Annotated in this window: 14 protein-coding genes; all 14 read right to left on the reverse strand. The window is 50.1% G+C overall.

From position 1 onward, the window contains the following. Nucleotides 1–3: 3 nt before the first annotated feature. Entirely contained in the window at nt 4–528 is a 525-nt protein-coding gene (locus JOD01_RS08755) for a F0F1 ATP synthase subunit delta (RefSeq protein WP_204517903.1), read from the reverse strand. Next, nucleotides 525–1028, reverse strand: coding sequence for a F0F1 ATP synthase subunit B (atpF, locus tag JOD01_RS08760; RefSeq protein ID WP_204517904.1), 504 nt, complete (start codon nt 1026–1028; stop codon nt 525–527). Before atpF ends, JOD01_RS08755 begins: the two co-directional genes overlap by 4 nt. Nucleotides 1029–1141: 113 nt before the next feature. After that, entirely contained in the window at nt 1142–1369 is a 228-nt protein-coding gene (atpE, locus tag JOD01_RS08765) for a F0F1 ATP synthase subunit C (protein ID WP_204517906.1), read from the reverse strand. A gap of 41 nt (nt 1370–1410) precedes the next feature. Next, nucleotides 1411–2205, reverse strand: coding sequence for a F0F1 ATP synthase subunit A (atpB, locus tag JOD01_RS08770; RefSeq protein WP_204517908.1), 795 nt, complete (start codon nt 2203–2205; stop codon nt 1411–1413). A gap of 69 nt (nt 2206–2274) precedes the next feature. Beyond that, nucleotides 2275–2643, reverse strand: coding sequence for a hypothetical protein (locus JOD01_RS08775; RefSeq protein ID WP_204517910.1), 369 nt, complete (start codon nt 2641–2643; stop codon nt 2275–2277). Nucleotides 2644–2654: 11 nt separating this feature from the next. Then, nucleotides 2655–2864 carry an AtpZ/AtpI family protein gene (locus JOD01_RS08780; protein ID WP_204517911.1) on the reverse strand — a complete coding sequence of 70 codons (210 nt, stop codon included), beginning with the start codon at nt 2862–2864 and terminating at the stop codon, nt 2655–2657. Nucleotides 2865–3259: 395 nt separating this feature from the next. Beyond that, a complete protein-coding gene (locus JOD01_RS08785) occupies nt 3260–6403 on the reverse strand; it encodes a phosphodiester glycosidase family protein (protein WP_204517918.1) in 3144 nt (1047 codons plus the stop codon). A 179-nt stretch (nt 6404–6582) separates the two neighbouring features. After that, on the reverse strand, nt 6583–7725 hold the full coding sequence (gene wecB, locus JOD01_RS08790) for a non-hydrolyzing UDP-N-acetylglucosamine 2-epimerase (protein WP_204517919.1): 1143 nt from the start codon (nt 7723–7725) through the stop codon (nt 6583–6585). Nucleotides 7726–7736: 11 nt separating this feature from the next. After that, a complete protein-coding gene (upp, locus tag JOD01_RS08795) occupies nt 7737–8366 on the reverse strand; it encodes a uracil phosphoribosyltransferase (protein WP_204517920.1) in 630 nt (209 codons plus the stop codon). 148 nt (nt 8367–8514) lie between these two features. Continuing rightward, complete coding sequence (locus JOD01_RS08800; protein WP_204517921.1) at nt 8515–9765, reverse strand: serine hydroxymethyltransferase; 1251 nt, start codon at nt 9763–9765, stop codon at nt 8515–8517. A gap of 12 nt (nt 9766–9777) precedes the next feature. Then, nucleotides 9778–10356, reverse strand: a complete 579-nt coding sequence (locus tag JOD01_RS08805) for a TIGR01440 family protein (protein WP_204517922.1) — start codon at nt 10354–10356, stop codon at nt 9778–9780. Beyond that, complete coding sequence (rpiB, locus tag JOD01_RS08810; protein WP_204517923.1) at nt 10357–10809, reverse strand: ribose 5-phosphate isomerase B; 453 nt, start codon at nt 10807–10809, stop codon at nt 10357–10359. A gap of 150 nt (nt 10810–10959) precedes the next feature. Further along, entirely contained in the window at nt 10960–11421 is a 462-nt protein-coding gene (locus JOD01_RS08815; protein ID WP_204517924.1) for a low molecular weight protein arginine phosphatase, read from the reverse strand. Nucleotides 11422–11467: 46 nt separating this feature from the next. After that, nucleotides 11468–11983 carry a manganese efflux pump MntP gene (locus tag JOD01_RS08820; protein WP_239565351.1) on the reverse strand — a complete coding sequence of 172 codons (516 nt, stop codon included), beginning with the start codon at nt 11981–11983 and terminating at the stop codon, nt 11468–11470. Nucleotides 11984–12057: the final 74 nt, after the last annotated feature.

Raw genomic sequence — 12057 nt, forward strand, 5'->3', positions numbered from 1 at the left:
TTCTTATAATTGATGGGCGAAGTGTTCCAATTTGCTCTTGATGCTTCCATCGTAAAGACGGTCGCCAATTTTCACCACAACGCCACCCAAAATCGAAGGATCTATGACAGTCTGTATGCGCAGTTTTTTGTGAACCAGCTTGCCAAACTGCTCGGAAATTCGCGCTTGCTCTTCCTCGCTGATCGGTTTCGCCACGGTAACCACTGCATCCGCAATGCCACGTTCTTCATTGGCTTGTTGGATAAAAGCTGCTACAATCGCTGCCAATTCTGTTTCCCGGCCGCTGTCAAACAGCACGTCCAGCAAGTTCATCACTTCCGCTGTAACGTGTGCGGCAAACAAATCCTTAAACAATTGCTTTTTACTGTCTGCAGAAATGTGTGGGTGCATCAAAATCTTGTTCAAATCCTCGCTTTGATTGACCACACTGACAATATCATTTAATTCCGTTTCCATCTGGTCGATTAGTCCGCGCTCTTTTGCTACCTCAAACAGGGCACGAGCATACCGCTTCGCAATGCTGCTCATAGGCGATCTCCCACTTGTGCCAGGAATTTATCGACAGTCGCTTTTTGCGCAGCTTCATCCAGTTCTTTCTCGATGATTTTCGATGCCAGCATTACGGACAATCCAGCCATTTGATTACGCAATTCTGCTTTCGCTTTCTCTACTTCCCGCGCCAGTTCTGCACTTGCTTGCTCTTTCAAGCGAGCTGCTGTTTCCTGGGCTTCCTGAATAATCCGGGAAGATTCTTCGTTTGCTTGTTTGGTTGCACGCTCGATAATGCCTTTTGTTTCAAGGCGAGCTTCATCAAGCAGACGGCGTTGCTCCGCCAGCAACGCTTCCGATTCTTGCCGGTTGCGTTCTGCGGTCGTAATTTCGTTTTCAATGTGTTGTCGGCGTTTTTCCATGATTGCCACGATCGGTCCCGCGGCAACTTTTTTAACAATAAGTAATAAAATGAGGAATACGATGAGTTGTACCAACATCGTGCCCCACTCCAAGGAGACGGCGCCAAAGTCAATCATTTTGTTCACTCCTTCCATGCTTTCAGGAGAATCATTTGACTATTGATTCAGTGATCTTTTACAAAAGAGAGGCGAAGGCCACGCCCCCGCCCGTATTTACTCTATGGCCAAAATTACAGACGGCCGAAGAGGATAAAACCGATTGCAACTGCGATAATCGGCACAGCCTCAACAAGACCGAGACCCAAGAACATGATCCCCATCAAGTTACCGCGTGCTTCTGGTTGACGCGCAACACCTTCAATTGTACGAGAAATAACCAAAGAGTTACCAATCGCTGCGCCCAAAGCAGCAAGACCGAATACGACACCAATCGCAATAGCTAAACCTAGAGTTTCCATTAATAAATACCTCCTTAGAATGATAAACCAAATGATTAGAATTAATGTTGGTCATTAATCTGTTGCGAAATGTAAACCATGGTCAGAGTGACAAAGATATAAGTTTGGATCGTCCCTACGAATACGGAATAACCTAGCCATACTAGCAGTGGAATCGTTCCAAATATCCCTACTCCCAAGAGGAACGCAATCAAAACCTCACCGGCAAAGATATTCCCGAAAAGACGCAACGGCAATGTCAGTGGTTTGATGACGATTTCCTCAAGAAGATGGATTGGGTTTAAAAAGGTATGCTTCGCCCAACCGCCAAAACTTTTGCGTATACCCAGATAGTGTGAGTAAAGCAAAACAGCTATGGCCAAAGCAAAGGTAACACTAGGCGTAGCGGTAGGAGATTTCCACCAGCTGACGACAACTCCATGTCCTTCCGGATTGTGAAGTTCCTCTTCGATCACCTGGCGCTTCGCTTCCGCCGCCTCCGGAGAGGTCGCCGTAGTCAGTTTGTCCATAAGACTTTCGCTAACTTCATGGTGGCTAGTGTTGATGTTGAGCACAAGCCCCAGTTGGTTACCTACAAAGATATAAAGCAGCAGCGTTAATCCCAACGTGATGAAGCCGGCTGCAACCTTTGGCTTCATAAATCCGCCGGCGATACCCTGAACAAAATCAGCAAACCATTCCACCAGATTTTGTTTTCCTTTTGGAACGCCAGCCGTCAGGTTTCTTGTCAGAGCGACAAGCAGCAACACCACTACCAATGATGTTACAATCATCATTATGATGGCTGATATATCAAATACTAGCCCATTCCATTGAAACCGCAACGATTGATGCATCTAATTCACCCCTTTCTATCGAACGGTATACCTAGCGAAATACACAAAAACCAAAATACACAAATTGATCTATTTTAAGGAGCGATAAACAAAAGGTAAACTGAGCAAAGGGACCAAAAACAGTCCGATTAATGCACCAGATAAGATAAACAAATCGGGAAATCGAATGGTAAGGAAAACAACGAAACCGGCAATCAATAAGCGTTGCAGCATTCCGGTTCCCTTCGGCCGGACGGTTGGATCTGTTGCAAACAAACCAACCCTCCAGATTTTGCTGAGGAGGACAGCGCCGTTCAGAAGACTTCCACCCATGCCAAGCAACAAGCTTTGCAAAAAAAGCCGATGTTGTGGCAACAGCGCCCAGAGTATCGCTGTAATAGCGATGCTGTAAAAAGCAAAGCGAAAAGTCATACGCATCGCCGCAGTAAACGTTTGCATCTTCCATCTCCCTAGAGGTATGAGCGTATGATCCGATAGACACTGTAGACACCGATCCCAAGGCCGATCAAGAGTCCTATCATCAGAAACCATGGGCTGGTGTTCAGCAGTCGGTCGATATATCGCCCCAACATGACACCCGATATGACACAGACGGCCATATCCACACCTATCAAACTGATCAAGGTAAAAGCTTGCCATGGATTATCCAGTTTCGACAAGTGTCCAATCTCCTTTCAAACTTGGAGAAAGCAGGTTACTTCTGCCATGCCCTCATACATATTAACGAACAATTATTAGCTTTGTCAACTTGTCATTCCCTTCGTACACAAAGCGTTCACAAATCCGCCGGATTGCGCAATGTTCGCCCTGCTTTTTGACACATTTTGCTTTACGCACAAGAGGCAGGAATCTGTCAAAAAGGGGCCTTTGGGCTTAGATTACCCAATATTTTTCTAATTATTCCCTATCGAGACGGGGTTTCTATGATAGCGCTTTCTCGCTCCATACCAAAACAATTCTGCGCGGCTGAAATGTTTCCTTCCTTGTTTTGTGCACTTTGTCAAAAAAACCACAGTGCCGTTTATTTGCACTGCGGTTTGTCCCCAGTTGTCCGTTATTGCAACGCCCGATATAACGCTACGGCACAAACAGCACGGGTCGTCGGTTTGTTCGGTTCAAACTTGCTCCCTTGCAGATCGATGATACCCGCTCCCACCAGATTGTTGATAGAAGCGGCTGCCCAACCGGGCCAACTGCTTTGATCCGCCGGTTTTTGCGCTGGCTTTGCTGTTTTCTGCAGCACGCGGTCAAGGATGACGGCTGCTTCCGCTCTGGTTACCGCTTGATCCGGCCGAAATGTTTGGTCGGGATACCCTTTCACCAAACCTTTCTCCATCGCTGCCTGAACAGCCGCCTGGGCATAGGCGGGGACGGCATCCTTGAAATTCAGCCGGGGATCGTCCGGCAGTTCCCATTGAAACGCTCTCGCCAGCAAGGTAACGTATTGCGCTCTGGTCAGGGAAACTTCCGGACCGAACAGATCCTCGGTCAGCCCCTTCACCAGCCCGCGTTGTGCCAGGCTGGTAATTTCCGCTTGTGCCGGATGATGAATGATGTCGAAGAAAGCGACGCCATCCGGTTTATCCAAGTAGTAGGGAAGGTAGGTGCCATAGGAGTTTACCTGGTAGACCCAATTTCCCTTGCTGTCTACTGTCCCTGGCAATGTATCGTACGTACCGTTTGTTTCATTCACATAGAGCAGACCCACGCCTTTTCCGTTCATCCAGCTTTTCGGCGTAAACGTCAGCTGGGCCGGGGAAACGGCAAACTGATCCTGTTTCCCCTCTTTTAGCGCTACCGGTTTGATTGTAAATCCATAGCCGGCCAGCTTGTAGTCCAGCTGTCCAACCGGGGCTGCCACCGTTGAGATGGACGCCTTCTGCAAATAGTCGGCCGATTTGGCGAACGAATAGCCGAGATCGAGTTCACTGCCTAGCGAGAGCGTTCCCGGGGCGCTGGGAGTCACTTCTTTTGTCGTCAAATTCTTCGCTGGATTGTATGGCTGCAATACCGAAATCTCATCGAGATAGATGGTACCCTTCACCGGTTTGTCTTCATTTTCGGCACGATTCACAACATAAATACTCTTCAGTTTCAACGGATAATTTACGCTGCCGGAGAAGTAGCCTTTCACCTGTTTCCAGCCTGTCCAGTTGATCTCGTCGGCCAGATCGAGGTAAACCGTCTTGCCTTTGGCGTCAATTACTTCCGCCCGCAGCCAGTGTTGACTGTTGTCGCCATAGACCCAAACTCCCAGCCCGATCGGCTTCCCAGGAATATCCAACGGTTTAGCCGCGAGATTTCCGTAAGCGATGCGTACATCGTTCGGGGAAGCATTGCTGAAATTGTACTGCAATTTTGCCGCTTTCGCCGAGCGATAGACAGGTTCTGTCACGGCCGCGAACGATCCGCTGTCGCTAAGCGAGCTCGGATAGCCCGAATGGAACATTCCTGTTTGCTGGTCAAAGTTGATCCACGGTTGTTCAGTTTCTCCCACCATAATCGGCACGGTCGTGCTCACGCCGTCATAGGTGACCGTCAGCGTATCAGCTCCGCCCTCGTCACCGGCGACCAGCTGGAGTTGATCGTTGACCGTTGCTTTGGATGAGCTGACCGCGGTTTGCACACTCAACGGTGTGGCCTGGATCAGTTGGCCGCTCTTGGTTTTCACTTTGATATCCAGCTTCACGGTGCTTCCTTGTCCGATGTTGATCGGATTCGGTGAGACGATGAGCTGCGCCACTTCTTGGCCCGAAATGACATGAAGCTGACGATTGCGGGTAACCCCATTGACCGTCGCCGTAACAGTCGTCGTTCCTGATGCCGTGGCGGTAAACTGCTGGTTGGTAAAGTAACCGGCATTCAGATCGCTGACGCTCCATTGAATTTGGCTAGGGTCAATCTGATAGGGCAGATAGTGATTGTCATAACCCTTGGTCGTAAAGCCGACTGTCTGGCCAATCAGCATTTCGGTCGGGCTATCAACGCTAAATCCAGCCAGAGTTCCCGGCGGAGCAGTATTGTAAACTGCCACCCCTGTTGGCACTCTGCGCTCCGAACCGCCTTTCGGTTGGTTGATCAACTTGGCCTGAGTGTCGCCCAACATTCTGGCGGCCATCGTGGTCGATCCTCCCCCGTCAAAATTGAGGGCGCGATACGCTCCGAGCTCCACCATCGTTTGGGCCAACTCATCCAGCAAGATGCCTTTTGCTCCCTCGACAGCGACCAGATAGAGCGTTTTCCCGTCCTGGGAGACCCCTACCGCTGTCCGGGAGTTGGCCTGCTTGATATAGCTGTCGGTCTGGAACGACGATAACGGCTTGCCTTTATCGACAATCAGGAAGCTTCCGCCGACAGCCTGCGTCCAGTCCGTTGTCGTCGGTGTCGTTAAATATTCCACAGAAGCCGTTGAACCTACGGGGAAGTTTTTCGTCAAAAAAGCAGCGGCCGCTCCGTGTCCCCATAAAACATAACCGTTATAAGGGATATAAAAACCCGGCTTGTTCACATGAACTTCTTTCACAACATTGTCGACGACCAATACTTCGACAACATCCTTATAGCCTGAGAGCGCTCCCAAACTGGTTTTACCGAAGCTTGGCGTATAAAGATTCAGTTGATTCTGATGGCTTTTTCGCCCTTCACTTGGATTGTATTCTTCTTTGTTAACCCCTTGAAGCGGATAACTGGCGCCATTTTGCGCCGTCACTTTTCCGCCAAAGCCAAAATGCTCCAGCATCGCCGTCTTGTCGCTGGTAATCCCCAAACTGTACCAATACGAGATTAACCCCATCGACGAGATCAGTTCCCGATCTTTCATCACAATGCCAAAAGGGGCTCCGCGTTTGTTCATGTTGAAGAAATCGGCGTTAATCGCGGCCACGGCTCCCGTTTCCTTGGCCATATTGGTGACAGTTTGCCGCTCCGTCAGCTTTCCGTTCGTCCCGTACACCGGTTTGACTTCAACATAGGGATTGTTCAAATCCACTTTCGTCACATAAATGGTGACCGGGCTGCCCGCATACGCCTTCGAATATTTCAGGAGGGTTGTCCCTTCCCCGATCGGGGTTTGCCAGTCAAGGTTCAAACTGCTGGTGACCGCCCGTGTTGCTTCGGCAACATTTACCGGCAAAGAAACAAAAGCCCCCCACGCCAAAACGGAGGCTGCGAGTAGCGAAATCATCTTGCGCGCTCTCATGTTGATAACTCCTCTCCCATAACAAAACCTATCTATCTCTTTCTTTTTGAACATCTAATTAGACGCTTTTTCCAATTTGATAGTTTCAAGCAAATCGGAAAATTTTTTCTGGTAAAACCGACCAGTTGCACGCGAAAACGGAGAGATCCGTAACAGACCTCTCCGATGTAATGGATTGTTTATGGCTGAAAGGGAGCCGGACGTTCCGCTCTCAACCCGAAATGATGCAAAATGGCCTGTACGATTCGTTCGGACGCTTTCCCGTCCCCGTAAGGATTCGCCGCTTTGGCCATCTCTTCATATGCCGCAGAATCCGTCAACAACTGGTTGGTCATCTCATAGACCTGCTGTTCATCCGTTCCCGCCAATTTCAGCGTGCCGGCAGCGACTCCCTCGGGACGTTCGGTCGTGTCGCGCAACACCAGCACCGGCACGCCCAGGGAAGGAGCTTCCTCCTGAACACCGCCGGAGTCGGTTAAAATCAGATGAGCACGACGGGCAAAATTGTGGAAATCGAGCACATCGAGCGGTTCGATCAATTGAATGCGCTCGTGGTTGCCCAGCAGTTCCTGCGCTACTTCCTGCACCGCCGGATTTAAATGGACGGGATAAACGACGGCAGTTTCCGGATGTTCATCGACAATTCGCCGGATGGCGCGGAAAATACGGCGCATAGGTTCGCCCAAATTTTCGCGACGGTGTGCGGTCATCAGAATCAACTTTTTCCCGGCGGTTTTTTCCAGCACGGGGTGAACGTAATCTTCCCGAACCGTTGTTTGCAAGGCATCGATCGCGGTGTTGCCGGTCACATAAATCGCTGATTCCGGTTTGTTTTCCCGCCGCAAGTTGTCTGCCGATCCGTTCGTCGGCGCAAAGTGAAGGTCGGCCATCACTCCGGTTAATTGCCGATTCATCTCTTCGGGAAACGGAGAGTACTTGTCCCAGGTACGCAGACCCGCCTCAACATGGCCTACTGCCACCTGGTTGTAAAATGCCGCCAAACTTGCGACAAAGGTGGTCGTCGTATCCCCGTGGACCAGCACGATGTCCGGTTTGGCTTCCTTCATCACCTGGTCGAGACTCTCCAGGGCGCGGGTAGTGATTTGCACCAAGGTCTGCCGTTCCTTCATGATATTTAAATCGATGTCCGGCTCGATGCGAAAGATTTGCATGACTTGATCCAGCATTTGCCGATGTTGGGCGGTCACGCAGACGATTGACTCAATGGTTTGTTCGTGTCGTTTCAACTCATGGACAAGCGGTGCCATTTTAATCGCTTCCGGCCTTGTCCCAAAAACGGTCATAACTTTGATCTTTTTCATCTTTTATTCACCTACTTCGTGCCAAACAGACGGTCGCCGGCATCGCCCAACCCAGGTACGATATATCCATGATCATTCAGGTACTGATCCACGGCAGCGACATAAATGTCGACATCGGGATGCTCCTCTTGCACCAGCTTGATTCCTTCCGGTGCGGCAATCAAACACATCAGCTTCAGATTTTTCGCGCCGCGATTTTTTAAAGCGGTGATCGCCGCTGACGCGGAACCGCCGGTCGCCAGCATCGGATCGATGACAATCAGATCCCGCTCTGTAATGTCGCTTGGCAGTTTCACATAGTATTCCACCGGTTTCAATGTTTCCGGATCACGGTAGAGACCTACATGTCCGACTTTTGCAGCCGGAATCAGCTTCAGTATGCCGTCAACCATTCCTAAACCTGCGCGCAGAATTGGAATCAGCCCTACTTTTTTCCCGGAGATCACGCGTGATTGACAAGTAGCCACCGGCGTTTCGATCGTCGTATCTTCCAGCGGCATATCGCGGGTGATTTCATAAGCCATCAACGTTGCTACTTCATCAACCAATTCGCGAAACTCTTTTGTCCCTGTATTTTTATCACGAATGAAAGTTACTTTATGCTGAATTAATGGATGGTCCAATACATGAACTTGGCTCATTTTCATTCCTCCGTTTCCAATTCTGTACATCCTTATCATAATATAAGAGCAAAAAGGCTACGTCAATTTATCTTTGGACAGGCAAAAACCCGTTCGGTCGCAAACGATTGTTTGCCGAACGGGTTTGGATTGCTGTTGCCAGCACAAGTCAGATCACAAGCTCAGGATACATCGGGAACCGGCTGCAGAGTGTGGCCACCCTTGCTCGCGCCTGTTCATGCACTTCCTGATTTTCCGGATTTTTTAACGTCATGGCAATGATGGAGGCAACCTCTCTCATCGCTTCCTCGTCAAAACCGCGACTGGTGACTGCCGGTGTCCCCATCCGAATGCCGCTGGTCGTAAACGGACTTTCCGGATCGTATGGAATCGTGTTTTTATTGGTCGTAATCGACACTTCATCCAGCAGATGCTCGGCCACTTTTCCGGTTAGACCAAGATTGCGCAGATCAACCAGAATCAAATGGTTATCGGTTCCGCCGGAAACAAGATTGAGCCCTTCCGCTTTCAACGCTTCCGCGAACGCGCGGGCATTGTTGATGATCTGTTGGCTGTATTGTTTGAATTCCGGTTTGAGCGCCTCGCCGAAAGCAACCGCTTTGGCTGCAATTACATGCATTAACGGACCGCCTTGTACGCCGGGGAAGATCGATTTGTCGATCGCCTTGGCAAATTCCTCTTTGCAAAGGATCAAGCCGCCGCGCGGACCGCGCAAAGTCTTGTGCGTCGTAGAAGTAACAAAATGCGCGTATGGCACCGGATTCGGGTGCAAGCCGGTAGCTACCAAGCCGGCGATGTGGGCCATATCCACCATGAAATACGCGCCTACTTCATCGGCAATCTCGCGGAATATGGCAAAATCGATGAAGCGCGGATAAGCACTTGCCCCAGCGACAATCAACTTCGGTTTATGCTCCAATGCTTTCGCCCGAACGACATCATAGTCGATCGTTTGCGTTTCTTGATCAACCCCGTACTCCACAAAGTTATACAGCGTACCGGAGAAGTTGACCGGGCTGCCGTGAGTCAAGTGACCGCCATGGGAAAGGTTCATCCCCAATACGGTATCACCCGGCTGCAATACGGCAAAATATACCGCCATATTGGCTTGCGCTCCGGAATGCGGCTGAACATTGGCGTGCTCGGCGCCAAACAGCTCTTTTACCCGATCGCGGGCGATATTTTCGACAATATCCACATATTCGCAGCCGCCATAATAACGGCGACCCGGATAACCCTCCGCATATTTGTTGGTCAAGATCGTCCCCATCGCTTCCATTACTGCGCGGCTGACAAAGTTTTCCGAAGCGATCAGCTCGATTTTGTTGCGCTGGCGACCCAACTCCAGATTAATCGCTTCTGCAACTTGCGGGTCTTCATTTCGCAAAAACTCTAACATCCCAATTCCTCCTCAACTGCAGTTGCCTGCCTGATCAATAGTTGATTCTATTTCATAAACGGCACGCACTCCGCCAATCAGCTTGGGTCTGGTACGTGCAGCCGTTACATGCGCTTCTCCAATCCATTTTTGCTTCAACCTGAGCGGAACAGCAACATGTCGCAAATGCATTCCGATCAAAGTACCGCCGATGTCCAGTCCGGCATGGGCCCGGATATGCTCCACGACCACCGGTGACGTCATCTGCGCATAAGCATGAGCCGCCATGGACCCTCCGGCCTTCGGGACAGGAACAACCGACACCTGCTCAAGATCGTATTTCTCCATCGTGTCGGCTTCCACCACCAACGCTCGATTCAAATGCTCGCAGCATTGAAAAGCAAGGGCAAATCCGAACTTCTCCTGCATAGCGAGAATGCCGCGATAAAGCGCCGCCGCCACCTCCTGGCTGCCGGCTTTGCCAATCTGTTTGCCCAACACCTCGCTTGTGCTGCAGCCTACTACGAGCAGCTTGCCAGGGGTCAACTCGGCCAGTTCGCATAGTTCCGCAATCGCTTCTTTCACCTGCTGTTCAATCAACTGGAGATCCATTTAACGCACTCCCAATTTCGCTTCCGCGGCCTTGATCTTTTCAATTCGCCGTTCATGCCGGCCGCCAGAAAATTCAGTCTCCAACCAAATTTTCACGATGTCAAAGGCAAGACCCGGACCGATCACGCGTTCACCCATTGCCAAAATGTTGGAATCGTTATGTTCGCGGGTGGCCCTTGCGGAAAACGTATCATGCACCAAAGCGCAGCGAACGCCGGGAACTTTGTTTGCCGCGATGGTCATGCCAATTCCCGTGCCGCAGATTAAAATGCCGCGGTCAAATTCTCCAGCCGCTACCTTCTCGGCAACCGGCAAAGCATAGTCAGGGTAATCCACCGAGACCTCACATTCACAACCAAAGTCTTCATACGAGATATTCATTTGTTCCAACAATGTTTTGATTTCTTCCTTCAGCTTGTATCCGCCATGATCAGCCGCAATGGCTACGCGCATCTCGATCCCCCGCTTCCAGACTTATTCCCTTGTATTATACCTCATTTTCCCAAAAGGAAACAGTGAACATTCAACTTGCTTGATGGCAAAATTATTCGTATTTAAATCAAAAAGAAGATCCCGGAATGTTTACCAGTCTCTTCTCTTCTCTCATGATTCCCGCGTGTGCGCCTGGATCAGTTTTTGATACAGCCGATCCAGCAAATGGTCAATCTCTTCTGCGCATTTCTGGTAATCATACAAGCTGCCGCCGAACGGATCGGCAATATCCCTGTTCGGATCGGCGTTGGCAAATTCGGTCAGCGTATAGACTTTCCCTGCCGCTTGGGGATAAAAACCGTGAATCGCATCTTTATGCCCCCTGCTCATCGTCAGGATGAGGTCGGCCCATTGGATCAGTTGCTCATTCAACCGCCGCGATTGGTGATCGTGCAGAATGCCTCTTTCCGCCAACACCTGCAAAGCATAATCCGATGCCCGTTGTCCATCAAAAGCAGCGACTCCGGCTGAACGAACCTCAAAGTTGCTGCCTGCTGCTTTTGCCCGGAACAATGCTTCCGCCATCGGACTTCGGCATGTATTGCCCGTGCATACAAAAAGTATTCGCTGCAATGTGTGGACCTCCTGTCTGTCGTCATCAGTTTTTGCCTTGAAATGGTTATAGCATAAATTTCAGCCCAAATGCAAAGAGAATGAGTCCGCCCAATACTTCACTGTACTCGCCCAGCCAGCCGCCAACGGTACGGCCAAGCAGCAATCCAAACCCTGTCATCAGCCCGCCCATTATGCCAAACATGGCAACCGCCAGCAGTTTGTTTACTTCGATCAGACCAAACGAAAAACCGACCGACAACGCATCAAGACTGACGCTGAACGCAAACATAAACAGTCCCAGCCCTTTGGTCTGCATGATACTTTTCTCTTCCACCCGAAAAAATCCATTCCATAGCATATGTAAGCCAATGAACATCAGAATGATTCCTCCGACGATCACTGCAATGTCACCGATCATATCTGTCAAATAAATCCCGATTACGATGCCAGCCAACGGCATACCAACATGAAACAGTCCGATCGTGACGCTCACTTTGATTATTTCTCGCAGCCGTATTCCGACCATCCCTACACCGATTCCTAAAGAGAAAGCATCCATACTGATCGCAAATGCTATCATGAGCAGGGTCAAAAATTGGCCCCAGTGGAATAAGGTAAACTCCACGCTTCCTCCTCCTCTCGTCCCTTCACCAT

The sequence above is a fragment of the Brevibacillus fulvus genome, from assembly GCF_016908525.1.
In the GTDB taxonomy this organism is placed as follows: Bacteria; Bacillota; Bacilli; order Brevibacillales; family Brevibacillaceae; genus Brevibacillus_G; species Brevibacillus_G fulvus.

Excerpts from the sequence above, each read along its gene's own strand:
- JOD01_RS08805 (WP_204517922.1), bottom strand. The coding sequence starts at position 10,356 with ATGGATCTCCAGTTGATTGAACAGCAGGTGAAAGAAGCGATTGCGGAA.
- JOD01_RS08775 (WP_204517910.1), bottom strand. The coding sequence starts at position 2,643 with ATGCAAACGTTTACTGCGGCGATGCGTATGACTTTTCGCTTTGCTTTT.
- atpE (WP_204517906.1), bottom strand. The coding sequence starts at position 1,369 with ATGGAAACTCTAGGTTTAGCTATTGCGATTGGTGTCGTATTCGGTCTT.
- atpB (WP_204517908.1), bottom strand. The coding sequence starts at position 2,205 with ATGCATCAATCGTTGCGGTTTCAATGGAATGGGCTAGTATTTGATATA.
- JOD01_RS08755 (WP_204517903.1), bottom strand. The coding sequence starts at position 528 with ATGAGCAGCATTGCGAAGCGGTATGCTCGTGCCCTGTTTGAGGTAGCA.
- atpF (WP_204517904.1), bottom strand. The coding sequence starts at position 1,028 with ATGATTGACTTTGGCGCCGTCTCCTTGGAGTGGGGCACGATGTTGGTA.
- wecB (WP_204517919.1), bottom strand. The coding sequence starts at position 7,725 with ATGAAAAAGATCAAAGTTATGACCGTTTTTGGGACAAGGCCGGAAGCG.
- JOD01_RS08820 (WP_239565351.1), bottom strand. The coding sequence starts at position 11,983 with ATGATAGCATTTGCGATCAGTATGGATGCTTTCTCTTTAGGAATCGGT.
- JOD01_RS08800 (WP_204517921.1), bottom strand. The coding sequence starts at position 9,765 with ATGTTAGAGTTTTTGCGAAATGAAGACCCGCAAGTTGCAGAAGCGATT.
- upp (WP_204517920.1), bottom strand. The coding sequence starts at position 8,366 with ATGAGCCAAGTTCATGTATTGGACCATCCATTAATTCAGCATAAAGTA.
- rpiB (WP_204517923.1), bottom strand. The coding sequence starts at position 10,809 with ATGCGCGTAGCCATTGCGGCTGATCATGGCGGATACAAGCTGAAGGAA.
- JOD01_RS08785 (WP_204517918.1), bottom strand. The coding sequence starts at position 6,403 with ATGAGAGCGCGCAAGATGATTTCGCTACTCGCAGCCTCCGTTTTGGCG.